Source organism: Lysinibacillus sp. AR18-8 (genome assembly GCF_001705465.1).
GTDB lineage: Bacteria > Bacillota > Bacilli > Bacillales_A > Planococcaceae > Lysinibacillus > Lysinibacillus capsici.
Genome location: NZ_MDGU01000023.1, coordinates 216296 through 239644 on the forward strand (window position 1 = coordinate 216296; position 23349 = coordinate 239644).

At 36.7% G+C, this 23349-nt stretch carries 21 protein-coding genes; 17 read left to right on the forward strand and 4 right to left on the reverse strand.

The features are described from left to right. Positions 1-33: 33 nt before the first annotated feature. Both BFM98_RS17335 and BFM98_RS17340 read left to right on the forward strand, forming a co-directional pair. Positions 34-1263 carry an MFS transporter gene (locus BFM98_RS17335; RefSeq protein WP_066038015.1) on the forward strand — a complete coding sequence of 410 codons (1230 nt, stop codon included), beginning with the start codon at positions 34-36 and terminating at the stop codon, positions 1261-1263. A 316-nt stretch (positions 1264-1579) separates the two neighbouring features. Continuing rightward, positions 1580-2446 carry a MurR/RpiR family transcriptional regulator gene (locus BFM98_RS17340; RefSeq protein WP_066038016.1) on the forward strand — a complete coding sequence of 289 codons (867 nt, stop codon included), beginning with the start codon at positions 1580-1582 and terminating at the stop codon, positions 2444-2446. A gap of 109 nt (positions 2447-2555) precedes the next feature. Here BFM98_RS17340 and BFM98_RS17345 read toward each other — a convergent pair whose 3' ends face one another. Further along, positions 2556-3386: a GNAT family N-acetyltransferase gene (locus BFM98_RS17345; protein WP_231595689.1), complete on the reverse strand. Its 831-nt coding sequence runs from the start codon at positions 3384-3386 to the stop codon at positions 2556-2558. 425 nt (positions 3387-3811) lie between these two features. Here BFM98_RS17345 and BFM98_RS17350 point away from each other — a divergent pair, with 425 nt between their 5' ends. Then, on the forward strand, positions 3812-4738 hold the full coding sequence (locus BFM98_RS17350; RefSeq protein WP_066038017.1) for a manganese-dependent inorganic pyrophosphatase: 927 nt from the start codon (positions 3812-3814) through the stop codon (positions 4736-4738). A 40-nt stretch (positions 4739-4778) separates the two neighbouring features. Here BFM98_RS17350 and BFM98_RS17355 read toward each other — a convergent pair whose 3' ends face one another. Beyond that, positions 4779-6158 carry an FAD-dependent oxidoreductase gene (locus BFM98_RS17355; RefSeq protein WP_066038018.1) on the reverse strand — a complete coding sequence of 460 codons (1380 nt, stop codon included), beginning with the start codon at positions 6156-6158 and terminating at the stop codon, positions 4779-4781. 125 nt (positions 6159-6283) lie between these two features. On the opposite strand from BFM98_RS17355, the gene BFM98_RS17360 reads away from it, so the two are divergent. The 3 genes from BFM98_RS17360 (at position 6284) to BFM98_RS17370 (ending at position 10460) form a co-directional block, all read left to right on the forward strand. After that, positions 6284-6991, forward strand: a complete 708-nt coding sequence (locus BFM98_RS17360; RefSeq protein WP_066038019.1) for a DsbA family oxidoreductase — start codon at positions 6284-6286, stop codon at positions 6989-6991. 178 nt (positions 6992-7169) lie between these two features. Then, complete coding sequence (locus tag BFM98_RS17365; RefSeq protein WP_048394231.1) at positions 7170-7796, forward strand: FMN-dependent NADH-azoreductase; 627 nt, start codon at positions 7170-7172, stop codon at positions 7794-7796. A 303-nt stretch (positions 7797-8099) separates the two neighbouring features. Next, positions 8100-10460 (forward strand): bifunctional 2',3'-cyclic-nucleotide 2'-phosphodiesterase/3'-nucleotidase, encoded by a 2361-nt coding sequence (locus BFM98_RS17370; protein WP_066038020.1) that lies wholly within the window; start codon positions 8100-8102, stop codon positions 10458-10460. A gap of 31 nt (positions 10461-10491) precedes the next feature. On the opposite strand, the gene BFM98_RS17375 is transcribed toward BFM98_RS17370, so the two are convergent. Beyond that, a complete protein-coding gene (locus BFM98_RS17375; protein WP_066038021.1) occupies positions 10492-10857 on the reverse strand; it encodes a DUF2500 domain-containing protein in 366 nt (121 codons plus the stop codon). 34 nt (positions 10858-10891) lie between these two features. Beyond that, the gene (locus BFM98_RS17380) at positions 10892-11419 is read right to left on the reverse strand and encodes a YceI family protein (protein WP_048394236.1); all 528 of its coding nucleotides are present in this window, start codon (positions 11417-11419) and stop codon (positions 10892-10894) included. Between the two features lie 359 nt (positions 11420-11778). Here BFM98_RS17380 and BFM98_RS17385 point away from each other — a divergent pair, with 359 nt between their 5' ends. From BFM98_RS17385 to BFM98_RS17435, 11 genes are all read left to right on the forward strand, one after another. Beyond that, entirely contained in the window at positions 11779-12084 is a 306-nt protein-coding gene (locus tag BFM98_RS17385; protein ID WP_004231981.1) for a winged helix-turn-helix transcriptional regulator, read from the forward strand. Between the two features lie 218 nt (positions 12085-12302). Next, positions 12303-13217, forward strand: a complete 915-nt coding sequence (murB, locus tag BFM98_RS17390) for a UDP-N-acetylmuramate dehydrogenase (RefSeq protein ID WP_066038022.1) — start codon at positions 12303-12305, stop codon at positions 13215-13217. Positions 13218-13269: 52 nt separating this feature from the next. Next, entirely contained in the window at positions 13270-14025 is a 756-nt protein-coding gene (locus BFM98_RS17395; protein ID WP_048394240.1) for an exodeoxyribonuclease III, read from the forward strand. A gap of 416 nt (positions 14026-14441) precedes the next feature. Further along, a complete protein-coding gene (locus BFM98_RS17400) occupies positions 14442-16811 on the forward strand; it encodes a penicillin acylase family protein (RefSeq protein WP_083225398.1) in 2370 nt (789 codons plus the stop codon). Between the two features lie 142 nt (positions 16812-16953). Beyond that, positions 16954-17325 carry an ArsR/SmtB family transcription factor gene (locus BFM98_RS17405; protein ID WP_054549600.1) on the forward strand — a complete coding sequence of 124 codons (372 nt, stop codon included), beginning with the start codon at positions 16954-16956 and terminating at the stop codon, positions 17323-17325. Next, positions 17306-19429: a heavy metal translocating P-type ATPase gene (locus BFM98_RS17410; RefSeq protein ID WP_066038024.1), complete on the forward strand. Its 2124-nt coding sequence runs from the start codon at positions 17306-17308 to the stop codon at positions 19427-19429. Before BFM98_RS17405 ends, BFM98_RS17410 begins: the two co-directional genes overlap by 20 nt. 170 nt (positions 19430-19599) lie before the next feature. After that, positions 19600-19896, forward strand: a complete 297-nt coding sequence (locus tag BFM98_RS17415) for a late competence development ComFB family protein (RefSeq protein WP_369700627.1) — start codon at positions 19600-19602, stop codon at positions 19894-19896. Between the two features lie 122 nt (positions 19897-20018). Beyond that, positions 20019-20438 (forward strand): transcriptional regulator MntR, encoded by a 420-nt coding sequence (mntR, locus tag BFM98_RS17420; RefSeq protein ID WP_004231993.1) that lies wholly within the window; start codon positions 20019-20021, stop codon positions 20436-20438. 29 nt (positions 20439-20467) lie between these two features. Next, complete coding sequence (locus BFM98_RS17425) at positions 20468-21325, forward strand: CvfB family protein (RefSeq protein WP_048394250.1); 858 nt, start codon at positions 20468-20470, stop codon at positions 21323-21325. A gap of 158 nt (positions 21326-21483) precedes the next feature. Further along, positions 21484-22398 carry a DUF1002 domain-containing protein gene (locus BFM98_RS17430; RefSeq protein WP_048394252.1) on the forward strand — a complete coding sequence of 305 codons (915 nt, stop codon included), beginning with the start codon at positions 21484-21486 and terminating at the stop codon, positions 22396-22398. Between the two features lie 228 nt (positions 22399-22626). Then, positions 22627-22908, forward strand: coding sequence for a GNAT family N-acetyltransferase (locus BFM98_RS17435; protein ID WP_009370656.1), 282 nt, complete (start codon positions 22627-22629; stop codon positions 22906-22908). Positions 22909-23349 lie beyond the last annotated feature (441 nt).

Below are 23349 nucleotides of genomic sequence, written 5' to 3' on the forward strand. Positions count from 1 at the left end.
ATGTAAAGTCATGTGTAAAGACAGGTGGTTAGAATGACAATAAATACAGTAGTAACAAAGAAACCTCAGCAATCCATTTCCAGAAATAAGTTATTGGGTGTAGCGGGGGTTGGGTGGCTCTTCGATGCAATGGACGTTGGTATATTATCCTTTGTCATTGCAGCATTGGCTGCTGAGTGGGGACTATCACCAAGTCAATCTGGTTGGATTGGTAGTATAAATTCTATCGGGATGGCTGTAGGAGCTATCTTTTTTGGTGTGTTTGCTGATAAAGTAGGTCGCAAGCAAATATTTATGTGGACACTTGTCCTTTTTTCTATTGCAAGTGGTTTATCCGCTTTTACAACAACATTAACTGCATTTTTAATTTTACGGTTTTTAGTAGGGATGGGGCTAGGAGGAGAATTGCCTGTAGCTTCAACGCTTGTATCTGAAAGTGTGGCTGCCAAAGAAAGAGGTCGTGTGGTTGTATTACTTGAAAGCTTTTGGGCAGCAGGTTGGTTAATAGCGGCACTTATTTCGTATTTTGTTATTCCCACATGGGGATGGCGAGTAGCCCTTATACTAACAGCACTTCCAGCGTTTTATGCTATTTATCTTCGTTGGCATTTGCCAGATTCACCTCAATTTACGGTGAAGGAAGAAGCGAAAAAACGGAGCATTGGTCAAAATATGAAAGAGGTTTGGTCAAAAAAGTATGCTCGTTCTACATTTATGCTGTGGCTATTATGGTTTACGGTTGTATTTTCGTATTATGGCATGTTTTTATGGTTGCCAAGTGTGATGGTAGGGAAGGGCTTTGACATGATTACAAGCTTTAAATATGTTTTGATCATGACTTTAGCTCAATTACCAGGTTACTTTACAGCTGCTTGGTTTATAGAAAAGTTTGGACGTAAATTTGTCCTTGTTTCCTATCTAATTGGTACTGCAGCGAGTGCTTATATTTTTGGAAATGCAGATACTTTAGCCGTATTGTTAACTTCAGGGATGTTTTTATCTTTCTTTAACTTGGGGGCTTGGGGAGCATTATATGCTTATACACCCGAACAATACCCATCGGTTATACGTGGAACAGGCGCTGGTATGGCAGCAGCGGTTGGACGAATTGGTGGTATTTTTGGGCCGTTGCTCGTTGGGTTTTTATTAACGGCAGGCTATGATATAGGTTTTATCTTTGCCATTTTCTGTGGAGCAATTATTATCGGTGTTGTAGGGGTCATCTTCCTTGGTAAGGAAACGAAGCAGCTTGAATTAGAATAGTATGAAATAGAATGTCCTGGATCAAAGAATTGATCCAGGACGTTTTTGTCTGATTTCGCTTAAATAATACATAAAAATTAGCTTTTATTAATTTTTATTCGATTTTACTGATTTATTTGTTAAAATGACAAATCCATATAAAATAGTTAAAGAGTAAATCAAATTGTTTTATTAGCAGGTTAATGCGATGAAGATTTTTCAGAAAAGTCATTGTATTCAAATTGTAATCGTGATACTGTATTTTTAATCGAATTTTGAGTCAGTAGGAAACAATCTCCCGTTCGTGATAAGGTCATTGAAAGAAAGGTTGTTAGGAATGAGTATTCATGAAGATATAAAGAAAAGGTTTGTAAGGCTGTCAAAGGGCCAGCGTAAAGTAGCACAATTTGTAATGGATAATCCCACAACAGTAATTGCTAATGGAGCAGCAGAGGTTGGCAGATTGGCTAATGTAAGTGAATCAACCGTGATTCGATTTTGTTATGCTATGGATTTGTCAGGGTATGTAGAACTACAAGAGGAAGTTAGAGGCTTTATAATGTCTCAAGATGTAGGTGCAAATCTACAGCCTACATATACTGCTAAGAAGCTGACTAATTCTAGCTTTGGTAAGGTGATGCAACGAGATAGCCAAAATATTCAAGAAACAATTCATTTGATTAACGATCAGCAGATCCAAAAATGCTCAAAATGGATGCATGAAGCAGACAATATCTATATTCTAGGTACTCGTCACAATGCATCTGTTGCAAATTGGCTATCTAATACATTGAAAACACTTCGTGCTAATATTAAGCAGCTTCGTTTAGACTCAGATGATTTAGTGAATCAAATAAACAGTATGGGCGAACATACGACTTTAATTGTACTATCTTTTGATAAACAGATTGTGGATATTAAAACGATTGTTGAAATTGCAAAGGTAAAGAAAGTGAAAATTATTGCCATTACAGGTTCTGCATTTTCGCCTATTCGAGAATATGCCAGTGCATTATTTACCCTCGGTACCAAGAATCATTCTTCTCTAGACATTGCCCCAGTCTTGATTTCATTTTTGCATGCGTTGATAGAGGAAATGATAAGCCAGGATAAAGACCACTATGATAAATATCAGCAATTGTATGAGCAAGTAGAAAGTAATGTATTATTCTTAGATGCTATTAGAGAAAAGCAGGTATTTTAATGTAAATACGCATAGATAGTTGTTGAAACACACTATCTATGCGTATTTTTTTGAAATTTTCTATATAAAAAGATGTCCAAATAGTATTTAGACATCTAGGAAAAGTGAATTATAGAATTTTACTCAAGCTATATTCATTAATATAAGTATCATTTAATTTAATGGCATTTTTTCGAATGCCCTCCTGATGAAATCCTAGCTTTGTAAAGAGGTGTAAAGCTACATTGTTATGCTCCATAACAGATAACTCTAAACGGGAAATATCATGTTGTTTAGACCAACTTTCAACAGCTTTCATCAGTGCGGAGCCAATACCTTTTTGCTGATACTCTTCTTTCACAGCTAAACGAATAGAGGCAACATGTCTAGCTTTTGATTGTTTATATCCATGAATAACCGCATAACCCGCAAAAATTCCGTTTAGTACACAAAGTAGTATAGTACGATTTTTTAATTGCTTCCAATAGGTTAAATTTTTACGAAGTTGTTGGACAGTGAGATCTAGCTCGTTTTGAACATTATACATGAAGTCAGTTTCTTGAAAAATCTCCTCTTGTAAATGAATGAATGATCTAGCATCAGATGCTTCAATTCCTCGTATTATGTATGCAGATGAATTCTCCTCACTATTAGAAGTGTTGTTTTCGGTAGACTTCATTTGCGTACGTGAGAAAGATACACTAGAACCTAGTTTAACATCAATGACATAATAGCCTGCATTTGTCCATGATAAATAATGTGAGAGAGGGGGCTTAGTTTTTTTCCACCAGCTTTTATTTAAGTAGGCAGCGTTCGGTAATGCTTGTCCCATAATGTTTTCTAATTCACCAAAGGATAAAGTAATTTCTTGTTGTAAAGCTACATCAAAATAGTTAGCTAAAGGAATGTACTTTTTTTCTATCTTCTTCGTCATCGTAATCCCCATTTCCTGAATATCCAAAAATATAGACTACCTGATGATAGCATAAAATTATGATGACTTAAATATGAAAACCCAACTAAATATCTATATAAACTAATTATTTTATAAAAAAGAGGCATTTTTACTATTGAATGTTAAAAATAGGTTGGTAAAAATAGAGAATTTTATAGAAGTAATTAGACCTATTAAAAGTATACATAGCAACTTAAGCTAGTTATAATATAGATATCTTATTTGAAAAGTATGTATTTAGAGCGCTATCATTATATTTGCATAATACAGGTTAACCGCAATTAAGCCTGTATGTTATTTCGAGAGTGAAGGTCAATGGCAAATACGCTGAGGCGAAATTGTTCCAAAGTTTCACTTTATCACTTGTCAGGCTATAAGGTATGATAAAATAAAATATAAATGTAAGTGCCATTTTAGGAGGAATTAATTCAATGAGTAAAGTATTAGTTTTTGGACATAAAAACCCAGATACAGACACAATCACGTCTGCAATTGTATATGCCTATTTAAAACAGCAAATTGGTGAAGAAGCTGAGGCGGTACGTCTTGGAGATGTTAATAATGAAACTCAATTTGCATTAGATAAATTTGGCTTTGAAGCGCCTCGTTTAATATCTTCTGTAGTTGGTGAAGCGGACAAAGTTATTCTAGTAGACCACAATGAATTCCAACAATCGGCTGAAGGTATTGAGGAAGTGCAAATTGCAGAGGTAATTGATCACCACCGCATCGCCAACTTCCAAACAGCTGATCCACTATATTATCGTGCAGAACCAGTAGGCTGTACGGCTACTATTCTTAAGAAAATTTTTAGCGAAAACGGTTTAGACATACCTGCGAACATTGCTGGTTTAATGTTATCTGCAATTGTTTCAGATACATTATTATTCAAATCACCGACTTGCACAGAGCAAGATGTAAAAGCTGGTGAAGAGCTAGCAAAAATTGCTGGTGTGGAAATTGCAGAGTATGGCTTAGCAATGCTAAAAGCAGGTGCTGATTTATCTGATAAATCATTAGAAGATTTATTATCATTAGATGCAAAAGAGTTCCAATTTGGTGAGTACAAATCTGTTGTAGCTCAAGTTAATGCAGTTGATGTTAATGATGTTCTTAATCGTCAAGAGGAGTTAGAAATCCTACTCAATAAAAATGTTGCAGAAAATGGCTTAGATCTATTCTTCTTCGTTGTGACTGACATTTTAAATAATGATTCAACAGCTGTTGCAATAGGGCAAGTAGCAGAAGCAGCAGCAAAAGGATTCGGTGCTGATCTTATCAATAACCGTGTTGTATTACCAGGTGTTGTTTCTCGTAAGAAACAAATTGTACCAGTATTAACAGAAGCTCTAAAATAAAAAATACAAAAGAGGTTGTCTATTTAGACAGCCTCTTTTTTTAATCGAGTTTTAATGGCTGTACAGCAGGGCCTTCAAGCACCTCACCCTTAGCGTTAAAACGAGAACCATGGCAAGGACAATCCCATGTTTCATCAGCTTCATTCCATTTTGTTTTGCAGCCTAAATGAGTACAGGTTGGAGCAGTGGCATTCCTCATATACCCAGCTATATATTCCTTGGCAACAAAGCCTCCTACTTTCAGCATTTGCATGAATTGGGCACCGAATTTAGTACGTGATGGTGAATAAAGAGCGATAGCACCTTCTTCAATCTTTGAGCCTGTTAAAAGAGACGATAAGATATCACCTGCGACAAAGGAATTGGAGATTCCCCATTTTCGATAGCCAGTGGCAATTAATACGTTAGGTAAGGAGTTTGTAATTCTCCCAACATAAGGGACAATATCAGGTGTTTCTATATCCTGGGCTGACCATCGATAAAGTGGCTGTTGTTCAAAATGCTCCTTCATTTCATTGGAAATGGCCTCATAATATGGCTCAGTATGAACGGTCTCGCCAGCGATATGATTCGCCCCTCCTAAGACTAAATAATTTTCCTGATTGATCGTGGCAGTCCGTATCGAACGGGAAGGAAAATCAACTGATAAATATTGACCTTGCATAGTCTCAGAGGTTTTACTTGCAACCATATAGGAGCGACTATTGGATAATTTAAAAAGTTTAAGCCCTTTAAATGCTTCAATGGGATAATGTGAACATAAAATAAGTTTATTATATTGAACCGACATATTTTTTTCGGTATATAAGTTATTCTGTGGTATGTTTAATTGCTGAACACGGGTATTTGCATAAAGTTTTGCGCCCATCTTCTGCGCCTCTTTCGCAAGAAAATTACTTACTTCAACAGGATTTATTTGTGCTTGTTGTGTCATACATAAAGCTTTTGTAATAGGGAATGGGAGCTCTGTGTCAGAGGTAAGGTTAGACTTAATGTTTAAAACCTTATAGGCATTCCATTCTTTTAATAATTGTGCATAGCCTTCTTTTGTTTGACAGTATAACAGTGAATCCACCGAACGAACCCTGTCTGGTGGGAGTATTTGTCTAGCTTTATCAATGGCTTGTTGATTCAGTTGATAATAAAGCTGTGCCTCTTCTAAAGATAATTTTTCTAAAAGATTTGCATAGACAATGCTATGTTGGGCTGTTAATTTTCCTGTTGAATGCCCTGTCGTACCGTGACCAAAATGGGTATTTGCTTCGAGAAGAACTACATCCACACCTGCTTTTGCTAAAGTATAGGCAGTATATAAACCAGTTAAGCCACCACCGATTATACATACATCGCATGTTGTTGAGGAAGTAAGAGAAGATAAGGAGACAGACTCAGTTGTAGCAAGCCAAAGAGATTGTGTCATATAGAAACCTCACATTGTTTTTGTATTCAGTATGTAGAAGAACTTGAAAATTTATGCAGTGAGGCATTAAAATTGCCTTGTGATTTCAACTATCGCTACAATGTAGCAAAAGGAGTGAGTATGAAATGAAAATTGAAATTTGGTCTGACTATGTATGCCCATTTTGTTATATTGGTAAAAAACAATTAGAGAAAGCGATTGAGGATACTGGCTATTCGGGGCAGGTGGAGCTTGTCTATAAAAGCTACCAACTAGATCCAACTACTCCAATAGATTCGCATAGTACTGTCTATGAATCATTGGCAAAGAAATATGGAATGTCCTTAGAGAAGGCAAAGGAAATGACAGTGGGTGTAACAGAGCGTGCGAAAGAAGTAGGGCTAAACTACGATTTTAGCAATTTGATGGAAGAGAATACGCTAAAAGCACATCGGCTTGTAAAATGGGCTGAACAACAGGGAGATGTTACAGCTCTAGTGGAGTCACTTTTAAACAGTCATTTTATTGAAGGAAAGCGTATCGGTCAAGATGATGTTTTATTAGAGATAGCTGAGAAAGTGGGCCTAGAGCGTGAAGAAGTTGCAAAGGTTCTTGCTGATGATGGTTATAAAAATGAGGTAGAAGCGGATATTCAAGAAGGTCTCCAGCTTGGTGTACGAGGGGTACCGTTCTTTGTCTTAAACCGTAAATATGGTATTTCAGGTGCACAACCGCAGGAGGTATTTGAGGATACATTGCGTAAAGTTGCTGAAGAAGAGGGCTTACAACCATCGCTAAAGATGGCTGGCACAGGTGATGCGGGTATTTGTACTGACGATAACTGTAAATTTTAGCTTACTAGAGAGAGGAGTAAGGCTTTCAACTCCTCTTGTTAGAATGGATGAAAGATAGAATATTTCAGTCAAAAGTCTGAGGCAAGTAGCATTGACATTTTAGATGAAATTTTTTAAGATAAACACATATCTTGAATTCGAGATATTAGATTTTGAAATTTAAGGGAGATTTTATATAATGAACGTTTTAGTAGTAAAAGCTAACAACCGTCCAGACGGTATTTCAACAAAAATGTATGATACTTTCATGGAAAATGTACAAGGTGCCAACGTAACAACTTTTGATGTATTTGCAGAAGATATGCCTTATTTTGGCCAAGATCTTTTCAATGCTTTTGGTAAAGTACAAAATGGTGGAGAGTTAACAGACATTGAATCACGTCTATTAGCTGCAAAACAAAAAGCAATGGATGCATTAACTGCTGCTGATTTAGTTGTATTTGCATTCCCACTATGGAACTTAACAATTCCAGCACCTTTACAAACATTTATTGACTATGTATACCAAGCAGGATTCACATTCAAATATGGCGAAAATGGTCAATTAATTAGCTTAATGACTGACAAAAAAGCGATTATTTTAAATGCTCGTGGTGGCTACTATTCATCACCTGAAGCTCAACCAATGGAAATGTCAGTAAACTACATTAAAAACGTAGTAGGTGGCGTATTCGGGATGGAAGTTATTGAAGAAGTGATTATTGAAGGTCACAATGCTTCACCAGATAAAGCGCAAGAAATTATTGCAAATGGCCTAGAAGAAGTGAAAAAGGTTGCTCAATCACTACAAACTGTGAATGCATAAAAATTATTTTTTATTAAAAGTCCTCTCAATTTTGGGAGGACTTTTTTTATTTTGTCAACAGATGTATGGTGTGGTATGGAGGTCGGACATATTGACAGTAACTAATTATTTTGAATTTACATTTACTAACATCCTATTTAATATAAAAATAAAGAATGGTAGAAATCTGTGATTTGGAGGGAAAGTAATTAACCATTCTTTTAAAAATACATATAATTAGGACTATATATTCAGTAAAAATTAGAATGGTTTTAATATAATAGAATTTGTAGGAAAATACTAGATTATTAAGGAGGTTGTTGTATGAATAAGAAATTAATAACTAATTTCTTGGCGACGTTACTAGTCCTTTTCGCGTTTATACCATTTGGAATTTCTGCTGATGCTGCTTCCAATGATGTAACACGCGCAGATTATGTAAAAGAATTAGTAGAAAATTTAGATGTAGAGATGGGTGACGGCTCTTCGCTTGCCTTTAACGATGTCTCTAAGGATTTAGCACCTTATGTAGAAAAAGCTGTTCAATTAAAACTTATTAAAGGGAAAACAGCAACGACATTTGGCCCAGATGACAAATTAACACGTCAGCAAGCATTTGTTATCTCTGCTCGTGGACTTGTTAGTGAAAACGCTTCCCTCAAAGTTTTAGAGCAATTTAAGGATGCAGATCAAATTGCAACGGCATATAAACAAGATTTAGCGAATGCTGTTGCAGCAAACATTTTACAAGCATTTGAGGATAATACTATTCGTCCTCGTGACTATGTGACAAAGGAACAGATGGAGAGTATTGTGGAGCGCTTTGTAGCAGAATACAAAGCACCTTCAACTGGCGTATCAGTTGATCTTCAGATTTTAGGGACAACAGATATTCATACCAATTTAGCTAATTACAATTACTATTTAGATGCTCCATCATCAGAGCTTGGGTTAGCTAATACAGCAACACTAGTTGAGCAAGCAAGAGCTAAAAATCCAAACACATTACTATTTGATAATGGTGATTTAATTCAAGGCACACCACTTGGCTCATATAAAGCATTAGAAAGTGTTTTAAAGCCAGGTGAAGTTCATCCAGCTATTGCTGCACTTAATGCATTGAAATACGATGGTGGAACTTTAGGGAATCATGAATTTAACTATGGTCTAGACTTTTTAGATGAAGTATTAAACGATGCAAAGTATCCAGTCGTAAATGCTAATACCTATGATGCAAAAACAAAAGAGCGTATGTTTACACCTTATGTCATTCTTGATAAAGAAGTGGTAGATAGTTCAGGCAAAAAACATACACTTAAAGTTGGTGTAACAGGGATTGTTCCAACGAAAATTGTTGAATGGGATGCCATTCATTTAGCAGGTAAAGTTGAAATGCAAGAGCCAGTCGAAGCTGTGAAAGAGGTAGTACCAGAAATGCAAAATGCTGGAGCAGACGTGATTGTCGTTCTGTCACATTCAGGTATCGGTGAAGATACTTATGTGAAGGGTGCTGAAAATGTTGGTTACCAATTAGCAGAAATTGATGGTATTGATGCTTTAATTACAGGACACTCACATTTAACATTCCCTGGTGACTATAAGGATTTGAAAGATGTTGACCAAGAAAAGGGTACAATTCATGGTGTTCCTACTGTTATGGCAGGTAGCTATGGTAGTCATCTTGGTGTAATTGATTTAAAACTAGAACAACAAGGATCAGAGTGGGTAGTGGTAGGTGGTAAAGGTTCATTGCAATCGATCAAGCAAGAAGGTTTACAACCATCCACAACGGTTTTAGAGGCTATTAAAGAGGCACATGATGGCACATTAACGTATATCCGTCAGCCTGTTGGAGAAACAACTGCACCAATCCATAGTTATTTTTCAATGGTGCAAGATGATCCATCCATTCAAATCGTAACACAAGCTCAAAAATGGTTTATCGAACAAGAGCTAAAGGGTACGGCTGATGAAAAGACACCAATTCTTTCAGCAGGAGCACCTTTCAAAGCAGGATCACGTAATAATCCATTAGATTATACAAATATTCCTGTAGGACCGCTTGCTATTAAAAATATGGCCGACATTTATCATTATGACAATACTGTTGCTACGATTAAAGTGACAGGCGCACAAGCAATCGAGTGGTTAGAGATGGCTGCTGGTATTTTCGCAACAATTGATCCGACTAAAACAGAAGAGCAAAATATTATCGATGCAGAAGCACGTTCTTATAACTTTGATGTGTTAGATGGCTTAACATATCAAATCGATGTCACATCGCCAGCAAAATATGACCGCCGCGGTAATCTTACTGATGAAAAGGCAAATCGTATTAAGAATGTACAATATAATGGTAAACCAATCGATTTAAAACAAGAATTCATCATCATTACAAACAATTATCGTGTTGGTGGATCATATGGGGCGACATTTAAAAATGCAGAAGGCTCTAACATAACTAACTATGCTTATGAAAATCGACAAGCTGTTGTAGATTATATTATGGCGAATAAAACAATTAACCCAGCTGCGGATAATAACTGGTCATTTGTACCGTTCCCAGCCAATACAAAGGTTATCTACCTATCTGCAAAAGATGCACAAAAGTTCATACCAGCAGGTAGTGGTATTGAATATTTAGAAGATACAGAAGCTGGATTTGCTAAATATTTAATTAAATAAAAGAATAGGAAAAGGAGAGTAACGATCATCGCTACTCTCCTTTTTTATGTCTGTTGAATGAATGATACCGTGTACCTTGATAGGTTAAAATGCCAAGATCACCTTCTACAAGCTGACCATAATCGTAGCCATTCATCTTTAGTTCATGCCGTTCTCCGTTTTGCTCTTCAAACGTAACGTAGTAGGACGTAGATGCCCCAGAATTGTTAGATCCCCCACGTATATTCGTACGCTTTGTCACAACCTTAGCGGGTACCGTTAATATTGGTGAACGGTTGTTTTTAGACCAAGTGATAATACCGTTTACAATCATAAAGGCTATGCTCCCAAAAACAATAAAGAAGATGATGGTAATAAAAGCAGAGCCAAATAAAAAATCATTATCAAACCAAAACATAAATTCCTCCCTTTCTTTAAGGTAGAAACAATACTTAAAGAGGATTTAATTCAAGATCTACTATCACGTCTATTTCATCGCTAATCAATACACCACCTGTTTCTAAAAAGGTATTGTAGACTAGATTAAAATCACGACGATCAATTTGGGCTTTAGCTTGGAAGCCAAAAACTTCTTGTGCCCATGGATTCACACCTTTTCCTGTATATACTGTTGTAAATACGATAGGTCTTGTTATGTTTTTGATGGTTAAATCACCATGAATAGCAAAATTTTTATCATCAAGTTTATCAATATATGTAGAGGTAAATACTATTTTTGGATAGACGTCTGCATCAAAAAAGTCAGGAGACACAAGGTGGACATCACGATCATGATTCTTGGTGGAGACACTAGCCACTGTAATCGTGATAGAAATGTTTGCATCCTGCATTTGTTCGATATTGGATGTAACTATTTCACCGCTGTACGATTCAAACGTACCATGAATACGAGAAATCATCATATGTCTTACGGAAAACCCGATCGTTGAATGACTGAAATCAATAGCATATTTTTTCATTTGAAAACCTCCTAAAACAGCATTCTACAACGAATGATAAAGTAAACAAATCGCATATTCAATGAGTTTTTTATAAATGTGGAAGTATTTCCCTCTATAAAAGTGTAATCTGTGAACATGAAACAGAACATATTTAAAATCGAATAGGCATATTATTGGAAATATGTGCATTTTATTAAGATAGCGTTTAGTCTAAGACATTTTATGTTCCCTTGTTAGATATGTCCAACATTGAAATTGTGAGTTACTATTTGTAATTAAATATATAAAAGTTAATAGATTATTTTACGTAAATAAGTTACTTCAAATTTACATTTAGTGCATTAATCGTTACAATAGTTACATAGAGGTGAAAAATTATGAATGAGACAACTTTGTGTCCTCGTTTAGCTAAAGCAATGGATTTAATCGGAAAACGATGGACAGGGTTAATATTATATCAATTACTAGATGGACCACAGCGCTTTAATGAAATCGAATCTGCACTACCTGTCAGTGGACGTTTATTATCAGAACGTTTAAAGGAGCTTGAAAAAGAGGGGCTTGTTGAACGTAAAGTATATTCAGAAGTACCGGTACGCGTTGAGTATTCATTAACAGATAAAGGTCAGGCACTTGAAGGTGCTATCCGCAATATCGAAACATGGGCAAGTAGTTGGCTCTAAGGTGAATGGATTATTTTACTAGATAATACAATGAAATAGTGTCCTAAAAACGACACTTGGAATGACTGTCAATTTTCTTTATAATATTCATCATCTCTGCACAGGTCTACCTGTCTTTTAATATGAGATAAAAATACCCTTCATTTTACTTGTCAAATTGGGGTTGTAAATCCATACTGGTGTAGAGTAAGAAGGACGTTAGAAAGGAATTAGCTCTCATGACAAAAGAACAATGGGCGATGGATTTAGCAAAAAGTATTAATCCTGCCAATATTAAGTTAAATGAATCATTACAGCAATACACAATGACAAAATTAGGTGGCAAAGCAGATGTTTTTGTTCTTCCTGAAACAGAAGAAGAGGCGGCATCCGTTATTCGCTATGCATATATAAATAATATTCCTTTATTAATGTTAGGTAACGGATCTAATATGGTTGTTCGAGATGGCGGTCATAGAGGAATCGTTGTAACATTTTCACGCTTAGATGAGATTCGTATTACTGGTGAGCATGTGTATGCTCAAAGTGGTGCACTGATCAAAGATGTATCAAAGCTATCAGCGCAAGCATCCTTAACAGGTTTTGAATTTGCATGTGGTATTCCTGGATCAATTGGCGGAGCAATGGCTATGAACGCAGGTGCCTATGGCGGTGAGATTAAAGATATTATTGTTTCATCGAAGGTGTTAACAAAAGAAGGGGACATTTTAATACTAGGTAAAGAAGACCTTGAGCTAGGATACCGACAAAGCATTATTGCCAAAAAGGGTTATTATGTGCTGTCCTCTGAATTTCAATTAGCAGTTGGCGTACAGGAGGAAATTGATGCGAAGATAGCTGATTTAACCTTCCAACGTGAATCAAAACAGCCTTTAGAATATCCATCTGCTGGAAGTGTATTTAAACGCCCACCTGGTTATTTTGCTGGAAAACTTATTCAAGATAGTGGCCTACAAGGTAAAGGTGTTGGTGATGCTGAAGTCTCTACCAAGCATGCAGGATTTATTGTCAACAAAGGAAATGCTACTGCTTCAGACTATATTAAGACAATCCAAATGGTTCAACGTGTAGTGAAAGAAAAATTTGGCGTTGAATTAGAGACGGAAGTCAAAATTGTTGGTGACGATCTATAATAGGATGCCCTTCGCATAAGCCGAAGGGCGTTTTTTTAGGAGTGTGGATAAAATGAAATTTATATCATGGAATGTTAATGGGATACGAGCATGTCTAGGTAAAGGCTTTTTAGAGTTCTTTCATCAAATAGATGCAGATTTCTTTTGTATCCAAGAAACAAAATGTCAGGCTGGACAAGTTGAGCTCTCTATCGAAGGTTATGAGCAGTATTGGAATTACGCGCAGAAAAAAGGGTATTCTGGAACAGCAATTTTCACGAAACACACGCCATTGTCTGTTAAGTATGGGGTGGGCGCCGAAGATTCTCAGGATGAAGGCAGAATTATAACATTAGAATATAAGAATTTCTATTTAGTAAATGTTTATACTCCAAATGCACAGCGTGATTTAGCGCGGTTACCATTACGTTTACAATGGGAGGATCGTTTAGCTAGCTATTTACAAGAACTAAATAGTCAGAAGCCAGTGGTTTATTGTGGTGATCTAAATGTTGCACACACGGAAATTGATTTAAAAAATGCAAAATCTAATATTGGAAATTCGGGCTTTACATATGAAGAGAGAGCAAAATTTTCAGCGTTATTGGAAAGCGGTTTTGTAGATTCTTTTAGATACAAGCATCCCGAGGAAACTGACCACTACACATGGTGGTCCTATATGAATAAAGTGCGTGAACGTAATATTGGTTGGCGTATCGATTATTTTGTTGTATCCAATCAATTGAAGGAACAAATTGAAAGCGCAACAATTCACCCACACATTATGGGCAGTGATCATTGTCCAATTGAATTGCAATTACAATGCTAGTACTTAAATCGTATTTTCTAAATGGAAATACGATTTTTTGTATTTGTAACTTAATAAGGTGACTTTTAAAAATGTGAGATTTGGCAATGCCAGGGGGTACCTTCAAAGTGAGGAGTAGACGCTACAATCACATGGGAATCCGCTTCCACCATATAAGTCCGCTCCACGAGAGAAGATAAAAGAAAATATACTCTATAGAATCATTATACCTCTATGAACATACGAATTTTTAACATTACTCAGTAGCCTTCATAATTCCTATTGATTATACTATTCTAATAGCGGATAAATATAAAATTTTGTATTTAGAGACAATTTTATATACATAAAATAAGAAATTTCGCTAAAAAATTTTGCGTTTCAAAGCGGGTTTGGGAAGGTAGTACGGGAATATAGTGCAAAAAGGGGGTTATTCAGTGGGGAAGAGAAAGTTTAATTGGAAAAAGTGGCTCATTGTCATAGCTGGGATAATAGCTGCTTTGGCTCTTGTGGCTTTTATTGGATTTACATGGTTTATGAATAAATCTAAGCCGGTGATTGATGGTGAATTAGCTGTTACTATTCTGGATCAGGATGTGACAGTCACGAGAGATGAAAAAGGGGTTCCGCATATTTTTGCCAAAACAGATGCGGATTTGTATCGTGCACAAGGTTATGTCCAAGCACAGGATAGACTATTTCAAATGGACTTAGCACGAAGGCAGGCAAGTGGTCGATTATCTGAAATTATTGGAGAAGCAACGGTTAATACCGACAAACATTTCCGTACATTTAGCTTACGAGATGCTGCAGAGAAGTCATTAGCTGCCTATGATGACGAAAGCAAACAAGTACTTGAATGGTATGCTGAAGGAGTAAATGCTTTTATTGCACAGGCAAAGGAAAGCAATACACTAAGCTATGAATTCGCTTTGTTAGGCTATGAGCCTGAGGAGTGGACAGTTGTTGATTCCTTAACCATTGGAAAATATATGGCCTATGATCTGGGTGGAAATTGGAATACGTTAGCTTTTCGTCATTGGGCACTACAGAATTTTGATGAAGAAAAGGCAAAAGAATTATTTATTAAATATCCAGAAAATGCTTCGGCGATTATCGAGGCCAATATCCAAAATCCTGTAGCGGTAGCTGGGCAATTCAGTGCGGAAATGTTACCAAACGAATTTAACGGAAGTAATAACTGGGTAGTTTCAGGTGATAAAACGAAATCAGGAACGCCTATTTTAGCAGATGACCCACATTTAGGGTTAAGCACCCCTTCTATTTGGTATCAAATGCATCTGCAATCACCACAGCAAAACGTTAGTGGCGTTATCTTTGCAGGGATTCCAGGTATTATTTTAGGCCATAATGATGAAATTGCTTGGGGGGTAACCAATGTGGGTCCAGATGTACAGGATTTATATATTGAAATACCAAATCCAGATAATCCAACACAATTTCGATACGATGGAAAGTGGGAACAAGCAGAGGTACGCGACGAATCAATTAAGGTAAAAGATGGAGAAACGGTAGATTTTGAAGTCGTTGTTACACGTCACGGCCCTATAATGACAGATTTAGCTTTTAAAGATACAGAGCCAACCGCACAATTTTCGATGCAGTGGACAGCACTACAACCGACAGCTGAACTAAGAGCAGTGCTTGGTTTTAATAAGGCAAAAACTTGGGGTGATTTCGAAAAAGCATTAGAAGACTTTAAAGCGCCAGCACAAAATTTTGTATTTGCATCAAAAGACGGTACGATTGCCTATAAAGCTAATGGTCAAATACCTATTCGTAAGCAAGGTGAGGGCCAATTACCAGTTCCAGGTGATTCGAGTGACTATGGCTGGGAGGGCTTTATCCCATGGGATGAATTACCAACTCTAGTAAATCCAAAAGAAGGTTTTATTGCAACGGCAAATAACCAAGTAATAGGAGAGGACTACCCTTATCACATAACTGATTTCTGGGCGCAACCTTATCGTTTCGAAAGAATTAAAGAAGTGTTAGAGGCAAATGATGCGATTACAGTAGAAGATATGATGGCTTTGCAAATGGATCAGCACAACCTCTATGCGAGAGAATTTCTGCCTGATTTATTAACATCTTTAAAAGAAAAAGATCAGGATGGGAAGTATGCCGAGATTATAGCCATGCTAGAGAAGTGGGATATGGTAGACGCAAAGGAATCAGGTGCACCACTTGTGTTCCATACATTAATGATTAAGCTACAGGAAGTTTTGTTTAAAGATCAAATGCCTGAAGATATGTATGGCATCATGTATGGGAAGTTTAATATTACAGACCAGCTCTTACGTACAGCCTATTCAGGAGAGAAAAGCATTTGGATTGAGGAGCAGGGTGGCATTGATGAAACCATATACAAGGCATTTGAGCTAACAATTGCACAATTAGAAGATCAATTCGGAAAAAATTCCTCGAAATGGCAATGGGGTGATTACCATCAGCTTACTTTTGACCATACACTAGGAAGTGCATCGCCTATTCTTGCAGCCTATTTTAATGCTAAAAAGGTTCCTATTGGTGGATCAAAAGTTACCGTACAAGCAGCAGATAATGATTTAGCTGGTAATGTAGATCACGGTGCATCTTGGCGTTTTGTGGTGGATGTAGGTGATTTAAGCTCAGCCTATCATATTGTTGGTCCTGGTCAAAGTGGTCATGTAAAATCTGATTGGTATCAAGATCAGGTGCTGGATTGGGCAAATGGTGATTACCATCAAACATTTATTAAACAGGAAGAGATAAAAGGGAAAACATTACAATTAATAGCGAAGTAATAAAAGAGTTAGCGTACAGAAAGTGCGCTAACTTTTTTTATTGAAGGATATACATCCTAACATTCAAATATTCGTTTGAATATGATGGAATAATATGTTACATTGAAAACAATCAAACGAATATTTGAATGAGGTGAGAAAAATGCCGAAAGAAATATGTGAGGTGACGCATGTACATGAAGAAGCAGTCACAAAGGTGAAACAACAAATGCCTGATTTATCAGGTGTAGCCAAATTTTTAAAAGCGTTATCTGATGAAACTAGACTTAAAATTGCCTATGCTTTAACGGTGGAAGATGAACTATGTGTTTGTGATGTTGCAACTATTATTGGTTCTTCAGTTGCTACAGCATCCCATCATTTACGATATTTGAAAGATAATAATTTAGCGAGATCACACCGCAAAGGTAAGCAAATGTATTACTCTTTAGCGGATGAGCATGTATATCAAATTGTAACAATTGCCTACGAACATGCGAAAGAGGGGATTGCGAATGGCAACGACGCCAATTAAACAAGAATACAGATTGCAAAATTTATCTTGCGCTAGTTGTGCTGCAAAGTTTGAGAAAAACGTAAAGGCTATACCAGAAGTACAGGATGCACAAGTGAATTTTGGTGCTTCTAAAATTACAGTAATCGGTGCTATTAGTGTAGACCAAATTGAAGAAGCAGGTGCCTTTGATGGCATTAAGGTTACACAATCGGCAGCAAAAGCACTTGAAAATACTACACCTTTTTATCGTAAAAAGGAAAACGTTTTAGCAGGAATTTCATTGCTTTTTGTCATTCTAGGTTATCTATTTGCGGGTATGAATGGGGAATCGAGCCCGCTACCGATTTCCATGTTCATTATAGCTATCCTTGTGGGTGGAGTGGGTATTTTTAAAATAGGCTTCCGTAATTTAGTTCGCTTTGAATTTGATATGAAGACGCTTATGACAATCGCCATCATTGGAGCTGCTATTATCGGTGAATGGGAAGAAGCGGCAGTGGTCGTATTTTTATTTGCTGTGAGTGAGGCACTTGAAGCGTATTCAATGGATAAGGCACGTCAATCTATTCGTCAATTAATGGATATCGCTCCACCAACAGCGATTATCAAAAGAGCCCACGGTGAACACTACCATGAGGTTGAGTTACCTACTGAGGATATAGAAATAGGAGATATTTTGATTGTAAAGCCTGGGCAAAAGATTGCGATGGATGGCATAGTCATTAGTGGGTTGTCTGCAGTCAATCAGGCAGCTATTACAGGTGAGTCGATTCCCGTAAATAAAACAGTAAATGATGAAGTATTTGCTGGGACTTTAAATGAAGAGGGTGCTCTTGAAGTACGTGTGACAAAGCGTGTAGAAGATACTACTATCGCTAAAATAATTCATCTAGTGGAAGAAGCACAAGCAGAAAAGGCACCTTCTCAGCAATTTGTAGATCGCTTTGCAAAGTATTATACACCAGCGATTATGGTTATTGCTTTTTTAGTAGCTGTAATTCCACCTTTAATAGTAGGTGATTGGCAGCATTGGATTTACCAAGGGCTAGCTGTTTTAGTAGTAGGATGTCCTTGCGCACTGGTCGTCTCTACGCCCGTCGCCATTGTTACAGCCATTGGTAATGCAGCAAGGCAAGGTGTACTGATCAAAGGTGGTGTTCATTTAGAGCAGCTAGGACATATTGAAGCTGTTGCCTTTGACAAAACAGGAACATTAACGAAGGGGCAGCCAGCAGTAACAGATATCGTAACGACTGAAAACTGGTCAGAGGACTATGTGTTACAACTAGTGGCAGCGGTAGAAAAACAGTCACAGCACCCTTTAGCTAAAGCAATTTTAAATAGATTACACGATAAAAAATTATCTGAGCTAATACCAACAAATTTCCAATCAGTAACAGGAAAAGGTGCCTATGCTACCGTTGATAATCAGATTATTTATGTAGGTAGCATGAAATGGGCTACTTCATTAACTTCTGTAGATCAAAACATAGAAAGTCAGGTTAAGAATCTGCAAGAACAGGGTAAAACAGTAGTAGCAGCTGTTTCGAATAATCAACTTATTGGACTGGTTGCAATTGCTGATCAATTACGTCATGAAAGCAAGGATGTATTGAACAAATTAAATGCCTTAAAAGTAAAGCATATGGTGATGTTAACAGGCGATGCAGAGCCTACTGCGCAAGCCATTGCTACTTCATTAAAGATGACAGATGTGCGCGCTGGCTTGTTACCAGAAGAAAAATTAAAGGCGATTAAGGATTTACGTAAACAATTTGGTGCTGTAGCAATGGTTGGAGATGGTGTAAACGATGCACCAGCATTGGCCACTGCAAATGTAGGAATTGCCATGGGTGGAGCAGGAACAGATGCAGCTCTTGAGACAGCAGATATTGCCTTAATGGGTGATGATTTAACAAAGCTTCCTTACACTATTGGATTGAGCAGAAAAACATTACGTATCATTAAAGAGAATATTATATTTGCCCTAGTTTTAAAATTAATTGCATTGCTACTTGTCATACCTGGTTGGTTAACATTATGGATAGCAATTTTTGCCGATATGGGTGCGACACTATTAGTTGTGTTTAATTCATTAAGACTAATTAGAGCAAAAAAGTAGTAAGTAAGGTGTAGAACAATCTGAAAAGGTAGGAAATTAATCTTGCTTTGACACAAGGGATTTTATGTGAATAGATGCTACTTGTGATTCTTGAAAAAGACTTTTTTTAAGGCTATTATAGTTTCAGGAGTAATGTAACAATTAAATATAAATGAGGCGAAAGTTTGAATATGTCAGATCCTATTTTAGTAAATGTTACAGAAGAAATTGTGCGTGGTTTAGTAAGCTTTTTACTACGAGGACCAGAATATCAAACATTTTGTAAATGCGAAATCTGTGAATTAGACACGGTGGCACTTACACTAAATGCATTGCCAAGTAAGTATGTTACATCTATGGAAGCTAGAGATGAGGCATTTAAAGAAATGAATACTCCTGGAAACATTGAGCGTATTAATAAAGAGATTATTCATGCGTTACATGTGGTAAATAAGTATCCTCGACACAAAATAGAGCCTACTTCTTAATAGAAGAGGCTCTATTTAAGTTGTATAGGAAGTGTTTTTCTAGGCAATGTATTTTCAGTTAACTTTTAAGCCAAGCTTGTAGTAAACTAGAGAGTAAGAAAAGGAAAGAGAGGGAAAAGGATATGCCAACACCTAGTATGGAGGACCATATCGAACAAATATATTTATTAATTGCCAACAAGGGATATGCGAGAGTGTCTGACATTGCTGAAGCATTATCTGTTCTTCCTTCTTCTGTTACAAAAATGGTTCAAAAATTAGATAAAGATGGTTATTTAGTTTATGAAAAGTACCGTGGACTGACATTGACGCCTAAAGGGGATAAGCTCGGAAAGCGTCTTGTGCAGCGTCATGAATTGCTCGAGCAGTTTTTACGAATGATTGGTGTGGATGAAGAACGTATTTATGATGATGTAGAGGGAATTGAACATCATTTAAGTTGGAATTCAATCGATCGTATTGCAGATCTTGTGCAAGTAATGGAAGAAAATCCAGACATCGTGAAAAAATTAGAGGCATCTAAGACACAGCACAATCTTTAAAATGATGGTGTGAAGGAAAGGGAGACAATATGAACGCATTAAAATCAGGTGAAGTCGTTACATTAACGGTATTAGAACAACAAGCATCAAAATGGATTTTAACAAATGGAGTTGAAGAACTACCTTTAAATGCTTCAGAGGTAACAGAGCCACTAACAGTAGGTGACCGCCTTGAAGTATTTTTATTTGCAGACCGTCGTGGAGATTTGGCTGCAACAACGGCTATTCCAGCTTTTACACAAGGTGAATACGGCTGGGCACGTGTCTTGAAAGTAGTGGAACGTGAAGGTGCTTTTGTGGATATTGGTACATCTCGTGAAGTATTAGTAAGAGCAGAAGATTTACCTGCATTAAAAGAGGTATGGCCAGAACCAGGCGATCATTTATTTATGACACTACGTACAGATCGTAACGGTGATTTATTTGGTCGTTTAGCCACAGAGGAAAAAATTTCGGAGCTATATGAAGGTGCATTTGAAGATATGCACAATAAGAATATCCAAGCACGCCCATATCGTTTGTTACCGATCGGGACATTTTTGCTAGGTGTAGAGGTTCCTTACCGTATTTTTGTGCATGAGTCTGAGCGAAATAATGAGCCTCGATTAGGACAAGATGTAGTTGTACGTATTATTGATGTAAAAGACGATGGTTCCATGAATGGCTCACTTTTACCAAGAAAACATGAGCGTCTTTCAAATGATGCGCAACAAATATTAAAGTATATACAGGATGTGGGCGGTAAAATGCCATTTGGTGATAAATCGTCTCCTGAAGAGATTCAAGAAATGTTTAATATGAGTAAAGGGGCATTTAAACGTGCCTTAGGAACGTTAATGAAAGCTGGTAAAGTGAAACAACAGGACGGTTGGACTGAAGAAATTTAAAGGATGGTTTGTTTGACTAGCTAGCAAAACATTTACAACAGGAAAAGTGACGAGAGACATCCTTGAAACCTTCTCGTCTTTTTTTCGTACTAATTATTGTATAGTGGCATACATTATACTTGCTAATTATGAAGTTTTAGCGAAAGGGGTCACACGATTTGAAAAAAACATGGATTAAAATACTAACTGCTACAATGTTAGTATTTGGAGTGATGGCACCAGCAACAGGATTTGCATCTGACAATACGCCTCCAAAAGCAATTGATGAAAAACTAGGCGTACCGATCGTCGTGTATGGAGCAAATTTATCTGAGGCTGAAAAAGAGTCTGTAAAAAAATCATTAAAAGTAAGCGAAGAACCTGAAATTGAAGAAATTACTGTGTCTGGTGAGGATCTAGTAAAATACATTAAAGATAGTAATTCAAGCTCACGTATGTACTCTTCTGCAAAGATTACACGCAGAGAAGCAGGAGAGGGTCTAGTAATACAAATTGTCACACCATCAAATATAACGCAGGTAACTTCAGAGATGTACGCAAATGCGATGTTAACAGCAGGAATTCAGGATGCATCCGTACAAGTAGCTGCACCGAAAGCCGTTACAGGGCATTCAGCATTAGTAGGTATTTACAAGGCATATGAGGTCACTACAGGGGAAACACTGGATATTGATCGTACAGATGTAGCAAACGAAGAATTATCAGTAGCAACATCCATTGCAGAATCTGCAGGGGTAGACGATGCAAAGGTTGCGGAATTACTGACAGAAATTAAAAAGCAAATTGCAGAGCTAAAGCCAGCAACACGTGAAGATGTGGAGAAAATTGTAGAAGAGCAATTAAGTAAGCTTGAAATTAATTTAAGTGAAAAGGACCGTCAATTGCTAGTGGATCTAATGGATAAAATAAGCAAGTTGGACATTGATTTTAGTAAATGGTCTGATCAATTAAATGATATCAGTAATACAATCCAAGAAAAATTCGGCTCACTTATGGAAGATAAAGGTTTCTGGGAAAGCGTAAAAAGCTTTTTTGCTAATTTAAAAGATACTATTTCTTCATGGTTTAACTAAATTTATAGTTGATAGAAAGGAATCTGTTATACCTTCTCACTTTGCTAGAGAAGGTGTACAGATTTTTTTTGATGCAACAAGTGAAAGATTTTGAAGTGTGATGTTTTCGACATAGGAAAGCTAACCGAATATCTGGACATAGCTTCGCTGATTTGATAAAAGAAGCGTACACAAATTTTGTGAAAATATAAAAAGCTATGGTACTATGAATAAAAGGAGTGGTGAGAAATGGAATTCCAATTACAACAATTAGCAGAAAATAAGTTTGCATTTTTGAATGAGCAAGCAGGGGAAAAACTAGCAGAAATTACTTGGCAGCAAAATGGCTCAGTAATGGTAATGGATCACACATATGTATCTGATAAGCTCCGTGGTCAAGGTGTGGCCAAACAATTACTCGATCAAGCAGCATCGTATGCACGCGAAAATGGTTATAAAATGAAGGCCGTTTGTTCCTATGTGGTGGCAGCATTTGAAAAGTCAGATGCATACAATGATGTAAAACAATAAAAAATAAGGCAATCTGCTTTTAATTAAGCGGATTGCCTTTTAATTGCTAGAGCAAATCATGTAAATAGCTCCTTATAATAGAATGACACTATAAATTAGTACTGTTAAGAAGCCAGCCCCGCCAATTAATGAAGCCATATCTATCCAATCATATGCTAAATCGAAATCTTTCATTTTAACCACTCTCCTATTTTAGTATTAATTCATTAATTCCCTTTACTTGCCTTTTATAATCATAAATAGTTACAAAATTTTGACGAATGCTAAAAATAAGGGTACGATAACTGGGCTTTAATAGGAAATAGAGTGAGATTGTCTGCATTAAAAACTAGACGAACTACAATGGATTGACGGAGTTTTTACTAGATAAAAGGGCAAGTATTTATCCATACATTAATATATATGCTAGAGGGTATAAAAAAATAATGTTTATTCTTTTAA